The following is a 14,187-nucleotide window of genomic DNA, read 5'->3' on the forward strand; positions in this document are numbered from 1 at the left end:
CCCACCCTACGTCACGCGTCGGGCTTGGCGTCCGGCACCGGGTAGGGCGGGGCCGGTTCCACGCTCAGGTCTTGCGGACGGATCGACCACAGGCCCGGCAGGTTGCGCCAGTAGCCATAGACGTCCATGCCGAAGCCGACCACGAATTCGTTCGGCAGGGTCAGACCCGTGATGTCGGCCTGGATCGGCTTGGCGCGGCCGATATTCTTGTCGGCGAACACGACGACGATGACTTCGGCCGCGCCCATGTCGAGCAGGCGCTGCTTCACGTGGGCCAGGGTTTCGCCCTCGTCGAGGATGTCGTCGACCACGACGATGGTCTTGCCGGCTACATCCTTGCGTGGAATGACTTTCCACTGCACCTCGCCGCCGCGGTCGTCGTCGCCGTAGCGGCTCACGTGGATGTAGTCGAATTCGAGCGGGAAGCGCAGCTGCGGCAGCAGGGTGCCGGTGAAGACGACGGCGCCGCCCATCACGCCCAGCACCAGCGGGAAGCTGGGGTGGTCCGGATTGCCGAAGCGCTCGTTGAGCACATCGGCCACTTGCCGCACGGCGGCTTGCACTTCTTCGGGACTGACGATCTGGCGCGCATTGGCAAGCAGGGCGCGGGCACGGGCGTGGTGATAGTCTTGCATGGTCGTTCCGGTCAAAAAAATTTCTTGATGATTATGCGATAAAGGCAGGGGCGATGCGGTTTCAGTTGGAAACGGTTTCGCCTGCAATCTCGCGCTGCAGCTTTTTCGTGAGTTTCGCGAACACCAGCTCCCAGGAGCGGCGCAGCAATTGCGCGGCTTCCTCGTCGGAGAGGTCGGCGCTGGCGTCGACCTGCACCCATCTGGCGCGCGCGAGGTAGGGCGCCGGGATGATGCCGGGGCGGTCCGTCAATTCCAGGAAGCGCTCGTCGTCGACCTTGAAACTCATGGCCTGCGCGGGCACCGCGTTGCCGGTCACCGCGAACATTTTTTCTCCCACCGAAAACACGAGGTCGGCGCCCCATTTGATGTCTTCAGTACAGCCGGGGAAGCTGCGGCACAATGCCTTGGCGGCCTCGAAATCCATGTTGTCGTCTCCCTCGCGCCGTGTCCTTGCACGGCTTGTTCGTTGTTCGTTCCTCCGAGTTTACCGCGCCCGGGACAGGGCGGACGACTTTTGATGTTTTAACGCAAGATTCGTCTGCGCCATTGTCTCGGTTTGCGGCGTATCATACGTGGCTTGTCTAACATCCAAGCACGCCATGTCCATCAATGACTTCACGCTCCAGCGCGCCGCCCGCCTGGAACAGCTGCGCGCCGCCATGGCGCGCCACGGTATCGACGCCTTCATCGTGCCGTCGAGCGATCCGCACCTGTCCGAATACCTGCCGCGCCGCTGGCAGGGCCGCGAATGGATGTCGGGCTTCACCGGCTCGGTCGGCACCTTCATCGCCACCGCCAGCTTCGCCGGCGTCTGGACCGATGGCCGCTACTGGACCCAGGCCGAAACCGAACTGGCCGGCAGCGGGATCGCGCTGATGAAGATTCCGTCGGGCGCCAGCCTGCTGCACATCGACTGGCTGGCGGCCAACATGCAGCCGGGCCAGACGGTCGCGGTCGACGCGCGCGTGCTGGGCCTGGCCGTGGCGCGCCTGCTGGGCGATGCGCTGGGAGCGCGCGGCGTCACCCTGCGTACCGACATCGACCTGCTCGACGAGATCTGGCTTGATCGTCCCGGACTGCCGCTCGACCCGCTGTACGAGCACGAAGCGCCGTATGCGACCTTGTCGCGCGCGGATAAACTGGCCGCGACCCGCGCCGAGATGGAGAAACTGGGCGCCGAGCGCCATTTCATCTCGACCCTGGACGACATCGGCTACCTGTTCAACCTGCGCGGCTCGGACGTGAGTTTCAATCCGGTGTTCGTGGCCCATGCGCTCATCGAACGCGAGGGCGCGACCGTGTTCGTGGCCGAGGGCAAGGCATCCGATGCACTGCGCGCGCGCCTGGCTGCCGACGGCGTGCGCCTGGCCCCGTACGCCCAGGCCGCCGAAGCGCTGGCGGCCCTGCCGGCAGGCAGCACCCTGCTGGTCGACCCGCGCCGCGTCACCGCCGGCATGCGCGGCGCCGTGCCGGACACGGTGCGCGTGGTGGAAGCGATCAATCCGACGACCTTCGCCAAGTCGCGCAAGAGCGAGGCGGAAGCCGCGCACGTGCGCGCCACGATGGAACAGGACGGCGCAGCGCTGTGCGAATTCTTCGCCTGGCTGGAAGCGACGCTGGCGGACCCGAACCGTACCCCGATCACCGAGCTGACCATCGACGAGCAGATCACCGCGGCGCGTGCGCGCCGGCCCGGTTTCGTCAGCCCCAGCTTCAACACGATCGCCGGCTTCAACGCCAACGGCGCGATCATGCACTACCGCGCCAGCCAGGCTTCGCATGCGGTCATCGAGGGCGACGGCCTGCTGCTGATCGACTCGGGCGGCCAGTACCTGGGCGGCACCACCGACATCACGCGCGTGGTCCCGGTGGGGCACATCACGGCTGACCACAAGCGCGACTTCACCCTGGTGCTGAAAGGGATGATGGCGCTGTCGATGGCCCACTTCCCGCGCGGCACCCGCGGACCGATGCTGGATGCGATCGCGCGTGCCCCGATCTGGGCCGCCGGCGTGGACTACGGCCATGGTACCGGCCACGGCGTCGGCTACTTCATGAACGTGCACGAGGGCCCGCAGGTGATCTCGCCTTCGGCCTCGCCCGACCCGCACACGGCGATGGAGCCGGGCATGATCACTTCGAACGAGCCGGGCATTTATAAACCGGGCCGCTGGGGCATCCGCATCGAGAACCTGGTGCTCAACGTGCCCGCCGCCAGCGGAGAATTCGGCGAATTCCTGCGCTTCGAAACGCTGACCCTGTGCCCGATCGACACGCGTTGCCTGGACATGGCGCTGCTGCAGCCGCACGAAGTGCAGTGGCTGAACGACTACCACGCCACCGTGCGCGAGCGCCTGCTGCCGCATGTGCAGGGCGCGGCGCGCGCGTGGCTGGAATTGCGGACGAGGGCCGTCTGATGGCCTCCGCCCGTTCCACCCGCGCCAGCTCCGCCGTCGAGCGCCTCAAGAAACGCACCGGCAACACCGCCTACTCGATGGCGCGCACCGGCGACGGCCTGTTTTACCTAGCAGAGTCGCCGGGCGCGCTGCCGCTGTGTGCCCCGCTCGAGCTGGATGAATTCGTCGCCTTCGTGAACGGCCTCGGACCGCAGGAGGTCAAGCGCATCAGCAAGCATGACGCCGCCTTCGAGAAGCAGCTGGTCCGGAAGAACAAGCCCTGAGCTGCTCCGCGCAGTATTACGAAAGACTGTCATGACGACGTGGGAACTGCTGGCCCCGTACTGGTCGCCTTCCGAGATCGCCACCAACGGCGTGATCCTGCTGCACCTGGCGGGCGCGCTGTTGCTGGGCCTGCTGGTCGGCTACGAGCGCTCATACCACGGCCGCGCCGCCGGCATGCGCACCTATGGCCTGGTGTGCATGGCCTCGGCCGCGCTGACCATCGTCAGCGGCTATCCGGAGATGTGGTACGGCGGCAGTGTCGGCGCCATCGGACCGGTCGATCCGACCCGCGTCATGCAGGGCGTGGTGACCGGCATCGGCTTCCTCGGCGCCGGCGTCATCATGCGCGAAGGTTTCAATATCAGCGGATTGACCACGGCGGCCTCGATCTGGGGCTCGTCGGTGATCGGCATCCTGGTCGGCGTCGGCTTTTATCTGGCGGCGATGGGCCTGGCGTTTTTCGCGGCCATGATCATGATCTACCTGAACCGGGTGGAGGCGGTGCTGCCTTCGCGGCGCGCGGTGGCGGTCATGCTGCGCTTCAAGGAAGACTTCCTGCCGAAGGAAGACGCGCTGCGCGAAGCGGCGCTCGAGCGCGGCTACCAGATCGCCGGCAGCTCGCTGACCATCCTGGCAAGCAACGGGCGCCAGGAATGGCGTTTCGTGGCGCTGGCGCTGTCGCGCCACAACCGCGCCACGCTGACCGAACTGGCGGCCGAACTGGCCGCCTTCGAAGGCGTCGAGGGCTTCCAGCTCTCGCACGCGCGCAACTGAAAACAAACAATCAAAAAGAACCTGATGGGACACACCGATATGAAGGCGCAAGACGTACTCGATTTCTGGTTCCTGCCGCGCAATGACGCCGGCTACGGCAAGGCACGGCCCGAATGGTTCCGCAAGGACCCGGCATTTGACGCGCAGATCCGCGAGCGCTTCGGCGCGGCGATTTCGCAGGCGATCGCCGGCGGCCTGCGCGAATGGGACATCGACCACGGCGCCGAAGGCACGCTGGCGCGCATCCTCGTGCTCGACCAGTTCACCCGCAACGCCCACCGCGACACGCCCGGCGCCTTTGCCGGCGACACGCTGGCGCTGGCGGCGGCGCAGCAGCTGGTCGACAGCGGCGCCGACCGCACGCTCGATCCGCAGCAGCGTGCCTTTGCCTACATGCCCTTCGAGCACGCCGAGGACGCGCGCATGCAGCAGTGCGCGGTCGACCTGTTCACGCAACTGGCCAGCGAACACGAAGGCTTTGCCGAGATGCTCGACTATGCGCATCGCCACCGCGGCGTGATCGCGCGCTTCGGCCGTTTCCCGCACCGTAACCCGATCCTGGGCCGTGCTTCCACCCCTGACGAGCTGCAATACCTGGGCCAGCCCGGCGCCGGCTTCTGATGACGGCCACGCTGAACATCGTCGGCGCGGGGCACGTCGGCCGCACGCTGGGCCGGCTGTTCGCGGCGCACGGCGTGTTCGCCGTGCAGGACGTGCTGACGCGCTCGATCAGGAGTGCCGAGGCGGCGGTCGCCTTCATCGGCGCCGGCCGGGCGGTGGCGCAGGCAGCAAGCCTGCGCCCGGCTGCTGTCTGGATGCTCGCCGTGAGCGACGACCAGATCGCGCCGGCCTGCGCGGCGCTGGCCGCTGCCGGCCTGCTGGACGGCGCCATCGTCTTTCACTGCAGCGGCGCCAAGGCCTCCGGCGAACTGCAGGCGGCCACCCAGGCCGGTGCAAAGGTGGCGAGCGTGCACCCGGTGCGCAGCTTCGCCGATCCGGCAGCGGTGGCGGCTGCCTTTGCCGGCACCTGGTGCGGCGTCGAAGGCGACGCGCACGCGCTGGCGCGGCTGGCGCCGGCCTTCGAAGCGATCGGCGCGCAGCTGGTGACAATCGACGCCACGGCGAAAACGCTCTACCACGCCGCTTCGGTGTTCGCCTCGAACTACCTTGTCACGGTGCTCGACGCCGCGCTGCGCGCCTATACTGCCGCCGGCGTGCCGGTGGAGGTGGCGCGCGAACTGGCGCGGCCCCTGGCCGGCGAGACGCTGGCGAATGTGTTCCGGCTCGGTCCGGCGGCCGCGCTCAGCGGCCCGGTGGCGCGGGGCGACCTTGCCACCGTCGCGCGCCAGCAGGCGGCGGTGTCAAGCTGGGATGCGCCGACCGGAGGCCTGTACGAGGCCCTGGTCGAGGCCACGACCTTGCTGGCCGAACGCAAGCGGCGCGGCGAGCGCTGAACTTTTCCCCTGCGCCCGTGCGCGCATTTGCATTTACCAATTGAACGATTGAGGAGTACCGATGTACCTGAGCGCCTGGGCCACGCTGGCTGTCCTTGGAGTGTATTTCTGGACCGGCGTGGTCGCCGGCATGGCGCGCGTGCGCTATAAAGTGCCGGCGCCGTCGATGGAGGGGCCGGAAGCCTTCCAGAGCCGCCAGCGGGTGCAGGCCAACACGCTCGAGCAGTTGCCGCTGGTGCTGGCGCCGCTGTGGCTATGCGCCTGGTACCTGGGCGACACCTGGGCGGCCGCCGGCGGCCTGCTGTGGTGTGTGGCGCGGGTGCTGTATGCGCTGGGTTACTACCGCGATCCAGCCAAACGCGAACTCGGCTTTATTATTGGCATGATTGCATGCGGCGCCCTGGTGGCCGGTGCCAGCATCGGTTTATTGATGCATTGGTGATGCATTAGAGCAAGTTATCTGCATCAATACGTCGACAAAGTTCCCGAACGGCAATAAGCTTTCCTGCGGAATCCCTCATATCCCGGCGCCTGGCGCGCGTCGCGCCCGGGCCGGTTCGACGCAGGAGGCAGCATGTTGTTTTTGAAGAGTACAGCAGCGACCAAGGCCCCGGGCATCTACGAAGTCGATATCGCCGCCAAGCCGCCCGGCAAGACCTTTGCCGTGTATCTGGCGACCGACCCCGACAACCCGCCCCACTCGGTGCTGGCGGCGCTGGCCGAGCTGGGCTTCAAGGGTTCTTACCAGAAGAGTTATACGCACCGCGACGGCGGCCGCGTGCTCGACCTGCACTTCGAGAAGGACGGCACCGACCTGTTCAAGGGTTGGAAGGCCGAGGAGCGCAGCGCCAACCTGGCGGCCATCGACACGCTGTTCGGCCATGTCGGCATCGGCGTCACCCCGCGTGTGATGACGATGGCGGAAGCCTACGCCTGAGTTTCAGGCATTTATTTCGATGTGGTAGAGCGCCCAGGGGCAGGCGCCGAAGCGCTGGTTCAGCGGTAGCGCCGCCATGTCCGGCACCCGGTCGGCATCGTAGACGGCCCACAAGGGGCCCAGGCCGCCGAGCGCCATCGGCTGGCCGTCCAGGTGGGTCGCGACGATGAAACGCTGGGCCCGCGCCTGCTTCAGGGGAATCACCGCCGCGTAGCCGTCGACCGCGCGCAGCGCCAGGCGCGTGTCCGGGGCGGTGCGCGCGCCGGCCAGCGCCAGCACGTCCAGCAGCAGCGGCCCACGCAGGGCGTGCGGCTTGCCGTCGTATTCCAGCGTCGGCCGGATGGTCTGCGCCGGCAGGCGCGTGAGCGCCGCAAAGTCGAGCGCGCAGGCGCTGCTGAACGCCAGCTTGTGCTTGGCCATCATCTGGTCAAGCGCGGGGTCGAGCGCGCCGCGGTTCGGCCGCGTGATCGCTCCCGTGATGGTCAATAGCGCCGGGCCCTTGCCTGGCTGGGCCCTGGGTGCCGCCGTGGCGGGCAGGGCGGCCGTTGCCAGCGCCGCGCCGAAGAACTCGCGTTTGTTCATGCGTATTGTCCGCGTGTCGTGGATGTAGGGGAAACCGCATGATAAGCGGTAAAGTTGCTGAATGGACCTGTTTGACGCTCCCGGCACGCTGCTGCCGATTCCCATCGAAGATGGTGCGCTGGCCTTGATGGCGCGCCTGCCGCTGCCGTATTCCACCGAGGAAGTGTTCGCGCGCCTGCGCGCCGAAACGCCCTGGCGCCAGGACAGCATCGTCATGTTCGGCAAACGCCACCTGCAGCCGCGCCTGACCGCCTGGTACGGCGACGCCAGCTATACCTATTCGGGCCTGCGCCTGGATCCCTTGCCGTGGACGCCGCTGCTGGCGGAGCTGCGCACGGCGGTGGAGCAAGCCTGCGGCCGGCGCTTCAATAGCGTTCTGCTGAACTATTACCGCAATGAACGGGACAGCATGGGCATGCACAGCGACGACGAACCCGAACTGGGGCCGGAACCGGCGATCGCTTCCCTGAGTTTCGGAGCGACACGCGGCTTCGTACTGCGGCATAAACGCAACAAACGTACGGTCAAGCTCCTGCTGAACGATGGCAGCCTGTTATTGATGAGTGGAACACTGCAGAGTCACTGGCTTCATGGCATCAATAAAGCCACGCGCGCCCTAGGAGAACGCATTAATTTAACCTTCAGGTACATCGCTTAATGTGACGTCTTCACACGTCAATTTGATGGAAAAAATAACTGAACCATAAGTCATTTATGTTACGTTTGCTTACAGTTCTTACGGAATCGGCACTGCCTTATCCTTTTGACCAGTGCTATCTTGGACTCATCGCGATTCACTAAGGAATGGCGAGCCAGTCTAAAAACGTTGAAAAAGGATTCCGCAATGAAAAAGCTCATTTTTGCACTGATCGCAGGTAGCGCCCTCATGACCGCCGCCCAGGCCCAGACCACCATCACCCCGCGTGCCTATGTCGGCGTTGGTGCTTCCGGTGCCGATCGCGAGTACAACGTCCCGGGCGCCACCATGGTCGATAACGACGGCTACAAGTTTTCGGGAAAAATCTTCGGCGGCGCCGAACTGACCGACAACTTCGGCATCGAGGCCGGCTACACCGACTTCCGCAAGGCTGGCGGCACCTACAACCTGAACGGCACCACCGCCTCCACCGAGTCGGATGGCTATGGCGCCTACATCGCCGGCAAGGCACGCGCCTCGCTGAACGACAAGACCTCGGTCTACGGCAAGCTGGGCGTGACCCACACCAAGGCTGAAATGGATTCGGCTACCGCCGGCCTGAGCCGCAGCGAAAGCGACAACGGCGTCTACGGCGCGGTCGGCATGCAGTACAACGTGAACGAGCAAGTCGCCCTGATCGCCGAGTACGAGCGCTACGGCAAGAAAAAAGACTTCGGTCCGAAGCCGGACGTCTTCACCATCGGCGCGAAGTACCAGTTCTGATCGACGCGTCGCGAATGACAAAGGGCCCTGCGGGGCCTTTTGTTTTGGTATTGCACGGTGGATGCGACCGGTAGCGTAGGCGGGGTGTCCCTTGCCCACCGACCCTATGCCACCGTGGGCCACGGCTGAGGTATCAGGGGTACGCCCCCAGATGCAGCGGCGCCGCAGACGCCAGGTGCGGGCGCCGCCAGGGCGGCAGCACCAGGGCCTCGGGCGCGCCGAAGCCGGACGCGATGAAACGGTGCAGCGAGGACCAGGGCCACTCGCAGGCGCCCTGGCACAAGCCGTGGCGTACCGGATCGGTGTGCATGTAGTCGATCAGGGTCGCATATTCCTGTTCGTCCTGGATGCGGTATTGCTGGTACTGGCGCTCCCAGACGGCGCCGTCGGGCGCACCCGTCACGAGCGACTTGCGCAGGGCTTTCGAGAAGGCGATCTTCACCGCGCGCCAGCGGCTCGAGCAGTCGTGGTCGCCCGGCGGCAGCGTCCACATCGCGTGGGCATGGTCGGGCAGGACGACCCAGCCGTCGACATGGAAGGGCCGGCGCACGCGCGCCTGGCGGATCGCGTCGCCGAAGGCCGAGATATGGTCCGTCAACAGGGAACTGCCACGGTCGAGCAGCCGAACCGTGAAGAAGAAGGTCCCACCGGGGACCCGGTTGTCGCGGTAGTCTGTCATGGGCAAAGTGTGCCGATCGAGGATGGAGGCCATGTCGATTGGCGCAAATGGGAGGCGGGAACTCTCAGCCTCATCAACCGGCGATTCTACACACGCTCTGCCGTCGACCACGATCCATTTCCGCGAATAAAAAAACGCCCGGCACTGCAAGCACAGTACCAGGCGTTTCTTGTCTCTGCTCAAGCTCCCGCAGGAGCATGACAGCCGATCAGGTCGTCAGCGGCTTGTAGCGAATCCGCTTCGGCTTCGCGCCTTCCTCGCCCAGGCGCTTCTTCTTGTCGGCTTCGTATTCCTGATAGTTACCGTTGAAGAAGGTCACCTGCGAGTTGCCCTCGAAGGCCAGGATGTGGGTTGCGATACGGTCGAGGAACCAGCGGTCGTGCGAAATGACCATCACGCTGCCGGCGAATTCCAGCAGGGCGTCTTCCAGCGCGCGCAGGGTTTCCACGTCGAGGTCGTTCGACGGTTCGTCCAGCAGCAGGACGTTGCCGCCTTGCAGCAGGGTTTTCGCCAGGTGCAGGCGGCCGCGTTCGCCGCCCGACAGGTTGCCGACCACCTTCTGCTGGTCCGAACCCTTGAAGTTGAAGCGGCCGAGGTAGGCGCGCGACGGCATCTCGAAGCGGCCGACGCTGAGCATGTCGGCGCCGCCGGTAACGTCCTCGAACACGGTCTTGTTGTTCGACAGCTCGTCGCGGCTCTGGTCGACCAGCGAGATTTTTGCGGTCTGGCCGATGATGACTTCGCCGCTGTCCGGCTGTTCCTTGCCGGCGATCATCTTGAACAGGGTCGACTTACCGGCGCCGTTCGGGCCGATGATGCCGACGATCGCGCCCGGCGGAATCGTGAACGACAGGTTGTCGATCAAGAGGCGGTCGCCGAAGGCCTTGCTGACGTTCTTGAACTCGATGACGTCGTTGCCCAGGCGCTCGGCCACGGGGATGAAGATCTCCTGGGTCTCGTTGCGCTTCTGGTATTCGTATTCGGACAGTTCGTTGAAGCGGGCCAGGCGCGCCTTCGACTTGGCCTGGCGTGCCTTCGGATTCTGGCGCGCCCACTCGAGTTCCTTGGCCAGCGCCTTCTGGCGTGCCGATTCGGTCGCTTCTTCCTGCTTCAGGCGCGCTTCCTTCTGCTCCAGCCAAGACGAGTAGTTGCCCTTCCAGGGGATGCCGTGGCCGCGGTCCAGTTCCAGGATCCACTCGGCGGCGTTATCGAGGAAGTAGCGGTCGTGGGTGATGCCCACCACGGTGCCCGGGAAGCGCAGCAGGAACTGCTCCAGCCACTCGACCGATTCGGCGTCCAGGTGGTTGGTGGGTTCGTCCAGCAGCAGCATGTCCGGCTTGCTCAGCAGCAGCTTGCACAGCGCCACGCGGCGCTTTTCGCCGCCCGACAGCACGCCGATCTTCTGGTCCCAGGGCGGCAGGCGCAGCGCGTCGGCGGCCATTTCCATCTGCAGGTTCAGGTTGCCGCCATCGGCCGCGGCGATGATCGATTCCAGGCGCTCCTGCTCTTTGGCGAGGGCGTCGAAGTCCGCGTCTTCTTCCGCGTAGGCGGCGTACACGGCTTCCAGCTTGGCCTGCGCCTCGAAGGCTTCGCCCAGGCCCGATTCGACTTCCTGGCGGACCGTCTTTTCCGGGTCGAGCTGCGGTTCCTGCGGCAGGTAGCCGATGTTCAGTCCCGGCATCGGGCGCGCTTCGCCCTGGATGTCGGTGTCGATGCCCGCCATGATCTTCAGCAGGGTCGATTTACCGGAGCCGTTCAGGCCCAGCACGCCGATCTTCGCGCCCGGGAAGAACGACAGCGAGATATCCTTCAGGATCTGGCGTTTCGGCGGGACGATTTTGCCCACGCGGTTCATGGTATAGACGTAATTTGCCATCTTAAGTAACTGTTATGTAAATCAAGGTGCACAGGATACGATAGAAGGGCGCCAAAGACACCCTTTATCGCGAAATGTTCAGGCCTGGTTGCGCGTCTGCCGCGACCGGATCAACCCTTCGCCCGCAAACAGGATCAGCGCCGCCCAGATCAGCGCGAAACCGACCAGGCGGTCTGCAGTGAAGGCTTCCTTGAACAGCAGCACGCCGAGCAGGAACTGGATGGTCGGCGCCAGGTACTGCAGCAGGCCGAGGATCGACAGCGGAATCTGGCGCGCGCCGCTGGCGAACAGCAGCAGCGGGATCGCCGTGATCGGACCCGCCGCGATCAGGAGCCAGCGCGTGGCACTTGACGCGGTATTCACGAAGGCATTTTCGCCATGCAGCGTGAGCCAGCCGACATAGACGGCCGCGATCGGGAACAGGACCATGGTCTCGAAGGACAGCCCCTCGAGGGCGCCGAGCGCGGCGGTCTTGCGCAGCAGGCCGTAGGCGCCGAAAGAGGCGGCCAGGCACAGGGCGATCCAGGGCACCGAACCGGACTGCCAGGTCAGCCAGGCCACGCCCAGGGCGGCGATCCCGATCGCGATCCACTGCACGCGGCGCAGGCGTTCCTTCAGCAGCAGGTAACCGAACATGATGTTGACCAGCGGATTGATGAAATAGCCGAGGCTGGCCTCGATCACGTGGCCGTTGTTGACCGCCCAGATATACAGCAGCCAGTTCGCGCTGAGCAGCAGGGCCGAGGCGACGAAACTCCAGAACACGCGCGGCTGGCGCACCTGGTTCAGCCAGCGCCACTGGCGGCGCAGGGCGAGCACGATCAGCAGGAAGGCGAGCGACCACAGCATGCGGTGCGCCAGGATCTGCATGGCAGGTACTTCCTTGACGGCGTGAAAATATAGAGGAAACAAGCCCCAGCACAGGAAGGCCAGGGCGGCGGAAATGATGCCGGTACGCATGGGAAATGGGATGAGGAGAGTTGCCAGTGCAGCATTATCGGCGAAGTGGCGAGCTCTTGCCGGAGGCGCCCCGTTTTGGCGCAGGAAGACAAGCCCGCAGGGCTAACGCGCGACCTTCCGCGGCCTCTTCGGGCAAACTTGCAACACTTTCTGCCATGGTGCGCCGGGCCGCCGAATACTGCTTGCAATTTTCTTGTCGTTATTTTATGGTGCGCCGCACCAGAACAACAATATGGTGCAATCTTGACGTCGCAAAATAACAAAAGCAGCCTGGCGGCCATGACGCTGGCTGCCGTTGGCATCGTCTACGGCGATATCGGTACCAGCCCGCTGTACACGCTCAAGACCATCTTCGACCCCACCCACGGCCTCGCCCTCAATACTCCCAACCTGCTCGGCATCGTGTCCCTGATCTTCTGGGGGCTGACGCTGATCGTCTCGCTCAAGTACGTCACCCTGGTGCTGCGCGCCGACAACCGCGGCGAGGGCGGCATCATGGCGCTGATGGCGCTCACCCTGAATTCGGTCACGCGCACCTCGCGCTGGCACTACCCGCTGATGGTGGTGGGCGTGTTCGGCGCCACCATGTTCTACGGCGACAGCGTGATCACGCCGGCCATTTCGGTGCTCGGCGCGATCGAGGGCCTGGAAGTGGCCACGCCGGCGCTGTCGCATTACGTGGTGCCGATGGCGGTGGTCGTGCTGGTCGGCCTGTACAGCCTGCAGCGCCACGGCACGGCCGGCATCGGACGCTGGTTCGGGCCGGTCATGATCGTCTGGTTCGCAGCGCTGGCGATCATGGGCGTGATCAATATCGCCAAGGCGCCGGTGATCCTGCAGGCGCTCAACCCGCTGCACGCGGCGCGCTTCATCATGGAAAACCAGTTCGTCGCCTTCGTCGCGCTGGGCGCGGTGGTGCTGGCGCTGACCGGCGCCGAGGCGCTCTACGCCGACATGGGCCACTTCGGCAAGAAGCCGATCCGCGTGGCCTGGTTCATGATCGTGTTTCCGGCCCTCGCCCTGAACTACCTGGGCCAGGGCGGCCTGCTCATTACCGATCCGACGGCGGTGGAAAATCCCTTCTTCCACCAGCTCGGCACCTGGAGCGTGTATCCGCTGGTGGTCCTGTCGACCATGGCGGCGGTGATCGCCTCGCAAGCCACGATTTCCGGCACCTATTCGATGACCAAGCAGGCGATCATGCTGGGCCTGCTGCCGCGCATGCGCATCCTGCACACCTCGGAAAGCGAGATCGGCCAGATCTACATCCCGGCGGTGAACTGGTTGCAGCTGGTCGTGGTCCTGATCGCCGTGATCGGCTTCGGCTCCTCGGACCGCCTGGCCGGCGCCTACGGTATCGCCGTCACCGCGACCATGCTCGCCACTACGCTGCTGACCTTCTTCGTCACCCGCTACCGCTGGCACCTGCCGCTGGCGGTATGCCTGGGCGCCACCGGCTTCTTCATGCTGATGGACATTGCGCTGTTCTCGGCCAGCACCCTGAAGCTGCTGCACGGAGGCTGGTTCCCGCTGTTGCTGGGCGCGGTGCTGCTGACCGCGATGCTGACCTGGAAGCGCGGCCGCGAACTGGTGTTCGAGAACCTGGAAAAGCACGCCATCCCGCTCGACGCCTTCCTCGCGTCCCTGTTCGTGGCGCCGCCGGCGCGGGTGCCCGGCACCGCGATTTTCCTGCGCGGAGAGAGCGACGGCGTGCCGCATGCGCTGCTGCACAACCTGTCGCACAACAAGGTGCTGCACGAGCGCGTGGTGTTCCTGACCGTGCACATCCGCGAAGAGCCCTGGGTGTCCCTGCCCGAGCAGGTGCAGGTGGTCGAGCTTGGCCACAACTGCTTCCAATTGAACATCCACTACGGCTTCAAGGACGAACCGGACATCCCGGCCGTGATGGGCTACTGCGCCACGCTCGGCCTGCCTTTCGAGATGATGGAGACCTCGTTCTTCATCGCGCGCCAGACCGTGATCTCGACCCCGGGCCGCGGCATGGCGCCCTGGCGCGAGCACGTGTTCGCGACCATGTCGCGCAACGCGCGCGCTGCCGCCGACTATTACCAGATCCCGCCGAACCGCGTCATCGAGCTCGGCACGCAAGTCGAAATTTAAGTACTCGCCCGGCCAAGTACTTATACAAAAACGCTACAAAAAGCGGACAAACTCCGTTCAGCCCTCGG

General features: G+C 65.3%; 16 protein-coding genes. 10 read left to right on the forward strand and 6 right to left on the reverse strand.

Features of this window, described 5'->3' with window-relative positions:
* Positions 1–11: 11 nt before the first annotated feature.
* Positions 12–635 (reverse strand): hypoxanthine-guanine phosphoribosyltransferase, encoded by a 624-nt coding sequence (locus ACSUZJ_RS01455; protein ID WP_499412626.1) that lies wholly within the window; start codon positions 633–635, stop codon positions 12–14.
* A 61-nt stretch (positions 636–696) separates the two neighbouring features.
* Positions 697–1,059 carry an MmcQ/YjbR family DNA-binding protein gene (locus tag ACSUZJ_RS01460; RefSeq protein WP_499412628.1) on the reverse strand — a complete coding sequence of 121 codons (363 nt, stop codon included), beginning with the start codon at positions 1,057–1,059 and terminating at the stop codon, positions 697–699.
* Positions 1,060–1,234: 175 nt separating this feature from the next.
* On the opposite strand from ACSUZJ_RS01460, the gene ACSUZJ_RS01465 reads away from it, so the two are divergent.
* The 7 genes from ACSUZJ_RS01465 (at position 1,235) to ACSUZJ_RS01495 (ending at position 6,481) form a co-directional block, all read left to right on the forward strand.
* Positions 1,235–3,052, forward strand: coding sequence for an aminopeptidase P family protein (locus ACSUZJ_RS01465; protein WP_499412630.1), 1,818 nt, complete (start codon positions 1,235–1,237; stop codon positions 3,050–3,052).
* Positions 3,052–3,315: a hypothetical protein gene (locus tag ACSUZJ_RS01470; RefSeq protein WP_499412632.1), complete on the forward strand. Its 264-nt coding sequence runs from the start codon at positions 3,052–3,054 to the stop codon at positions 3,313–3,315. Before ACSUZJ_RS01465 ends, ACSUZJ_RS01470 begins: the two co-directional genes overlap by 1 nt.
* A gap of 31 nt (positions 3,316–3,346) precedes the next feature.
* Positions 3,347–4,090, forward strand: a complete 744-nt coding sequence (locus tag ACSUZJ_RS01475; protein ID WP_499412634.1) for an MgtC/SapB family protein — start codon at positions 3,347–3,349, stop codon at positions 4,088–4,090.
* A gap of 24 nt (positions 4,091–4,114) precedes the next feature.
* Positions 4,115–4,711 (forward strand): DUF924 family protein, encoded by a 597-nt coding sequence (locus ACSUZJ_RS01480; protein WP_499412636.1) that lies wholly within the window; start codon positions 4,115–4,117, stop codon positions 4,709–4,711.
* Positions 4,711–5,544 (forward strand): Rossmann-like and DUF2520 domain-containing protein, encoded by an 834-nt coding sequence (locus ACSUZJ_RS01485; protein WP_499412638.1) that lies wholly within the window; start codon positions 4,711–4,713, stop codon positions 5,542–5,544. Before ACSUZJ_RS01480 ends, ACSUZJ_RS01485 begins: the two co-directional genes overlap by 1 nt.
* 61 nt (positions 5,545–5,605) lie before the next feature.
* Positions 5,606–5,986, forward strand: coding sequence for an MAPEG family protein (locus ACSUZJ_RS01490; protein WP_499412640.1), 381 nt, complete (start codon positions 5,606–5,608; stop codon positions 5,984–5,986).
* A gap of 132 nt (positions 5,987–6,118) precedes the next feature.
* Positions 6,119–6,481 (forward strand): hypothetical protein, encoded by a 363-nt coding sequence (locus ACSUZJ_RS01495; protein ID WP_499412642.1) that lies wholly within the window; start codon positions 6,119–6,121, stop codon positions 6,479–6,481.
* 3 nt (positions 6,482–6,484) lie between these two features.
* Here the strand turns inward: ACSUZJ_RS01495 and ACSUZJ_RS01500 are convergent, their stop codons facing one another.
* Positions 6,485–7,063, reverse strand: coding sequence for a putative pterin-binding protein (locus ACSUZJ_RS01500; RefSeq protein WP_499412644.1), 579 nt, complete (start codon positions 7,061–7,063; stop codon positions 6,485–6,487).
* A gap of 61 nt (positions 7,064–7,124) precedes the next feature.
* Here ACSUZJ_RS01500 and ACSUZJ_RS01505 point away from each other — a divergent pair, with 61 nt between their 5' ends.
* Positions 7,125–7,721: an alpha-ketoglutarate-dependent dioxygenase AlkB family protein gene (locus ACSUZJ_RS01505; protein ID WP_499412646.1), complete on the forward strand. Its 597-nt coding sequence runs from the start codon at positions 7,125–7,127 to the stop codon at positions 7,719–7,721.
* A gap of 186 nt (positions 7,722–7,907) precedes the next feature.
* Positions 7,908–8,483, forward strand: a complete 576-nt coding sequence (locus ACSUZJ_RS01510; protein ID WP_499412648.1) for a porin family protein — start codon at positions 7,908–7,910, stop codon at positions 8,481–8,483.
* Positions 8,484–8,616: 133 nt separating this feature from the next.
* On the opposite strand, the gene ACSUZJ_RS01515 is transcribed toward ACSUZJ_RS01510, so the two are convergent.
* The 3 genes from ACSUZJ_RS01515 to rarD all read right to left on the reverse strand — a co-directional run bounded on the left by ACSUZJ_RS01515 (position 8,617) and on the right by rarD (position 11,998).
* Positions 8,617–9,162, reverse strand: a complete 546-nt coding sequence (locus ACSUZJ_RS01515) for an REP-associated tyrosine transposase (RefSeq protein WP_499412650.1) — start codon at positions 9,160–9,162, stop codon at positions 8,617–8,619.
* A 208-nt stretch (positions 9,163–9,370) separates the two neighbouring features.
* Positions 9,371–11,038 carry an energy-dependent translational throttle protein EttA gene (ettA, locus tag ACSUZJ_RS01520; RefSeq protein WP_499412652.1) on the reverse strand — a complete coding sequence of 556 codons (1,668 nt, stop codon included), beginning with the start codon at positions 11,036–11,038 and terminating at the stop codon, positions 9,371–9,373.
* A 78-nt stretch (positions 11,039–11,116) separates the two neighbouring features.
* On the reverse strand, positions 11,117–11,998 hold the full coding sequence (gene rarD / locus ACSUZJ_RS01525) for an EamA family transporter RarD (RefSeq protein WP_499412654.1): 882 nt from the start codon (positions 11,996–11,998) through the stop codon (positions 11,117–11,119).
* Positions 11,999–12,241: 243 nt separating this feature from the next.
* On the opposite strand from rarD, the gene ACSUZJ_RS01530 reads away from it, so the two are divergent.
* Positions 12,242–14,119 carry a potassium transporter Kup gene (locus ACSUZJ_RS01530; RefSeq protein ID WP_499412656.1) on the forward strand — a complete coding sequence of 626 codons (1,878 nt, stop codon included), beginning with the start codon at positions 12,242–12,244 and terminating at the stop codon, positions 14,117–14,119.
* Positions 14,120–14,187: the final 68 nt, after the last annotated feature.

The organism is Telluria sp. B2 (genome assembly GCF_051789535.1).
Classification (GTDB): domain Bacteria; phylum Pseudomonadota; class Gammaproteobacteria; order Burkholderiales; family Burkholderiaceae_D; genus Telluria.

Bases quoted from the DNA above. Each gene is read 5' to 3' on its own strand.
- ACSUZJ_RS01455 (WP_499412626.1), bottom strand. From the start codon at position 635: ATGCAAGACTATCACCACGCCCGTGCCCGCGCCCTGCTTGCCAATGCG.
- ACSUZJ_RS01460 (WP_499412628.1), bottom strand. From the start codon at position 1,059: ATGGATTTCGAGGCCGCCAAGGCATTGTGCCGCAGCTTCCCCGGCTGT.
- ACSUZJ_RS01465 (WP_499412630.1), top strand. From the start codon at position 1,235: ATGTCCATCAATGACTTCACGCTCCAGCGCGCCGCCCGCCTGGAACAG.
- ACSUZJ_RS01470 (WP_499412632.1), top strand. From the start codon at position 3,052: ATGGCCTCCGCCCGTTCCACCCGCGCCAGCTCCGCCGTCGAGCGCCTC.
- ACSUZJ_RS01475 (WP_499412634.1), top strand. From the start codon at position 3,347: ATGACGACGTGGGAACTGCTGGCCCCGTACTGGTCGCCTTCCGAGATC.
- ACSUZJ_RS01480 (WP_499412636.1), top strand. From the start codon at position 4,115: ATGGGACACACCGATATGAAGGCGCAAGACGTACTCGATTTCTGGTTC.
- ACSUZJ_RS01485 (WP_499412638.1), top strand. From the start codon at position 4,711: ATGACGGCCACGCTGAACATCGTCGGCGCGGGGCACGTCGGCCGCACG.
- ACSUZJ_RS01490 (WP_499412640.1), top strand. From the start codon at position 5,606: ATGTACCTGAGCGCCTGGGCCACGCTGGCTGTCCTTGGAGTGTATTTC.
- ACSUZJ_RS01495 (WP_499412642.1), top strand. From the start codon at position 6,119: ATGTTGTTTTTGAAGAGTACAGCAGCGACCAAGGCCCCGGGCATCTAC.
- ACSUZJ_RS01500 (WP_499412644.1), bottom strand. From the start codon at position 7,063: ATGAACAAACGCGAGTTCTTCGGCGCGGCGCTGGCAACGGCCGCCCTG.
- ACSUZJ_RS01505 (WP_499412646.1), top strand. From the start codon at position 7,125: ATGGACCTGTTTGACGCTCCCGGCACGCTGCTGCCGATTCCCATCGAA.
- ACSUZJ_RS01510 (WP_499412648.1), top strand. From the start codon at position 7,908: ATGAAAAAGCTCATTTTTGCACTGATCGCAGGTAGCGCCCTCATGACC.
- ACSUZJ_RS01515 (WP_499412650.1), bottom strand. From the start codon at position 9,162: ATGACAGACTACCGCGACAACCGGGTCCCCGGTGGGACCTTCTTCTTC.
- ettA (WP_499412652.1), bottom strand. From the start codon at position 11,038: ATGGCAAATTACGTCTATACCATGAACCGCGTGGGCAAAATCGTCCCG.
- rarD (WP_499412654.1), bottom strand. From the start codon at position 11,998: ATGCGTACCGGCATCATTTCCGCCGCCCTGGCCTTCCTGTGCTGGGGC.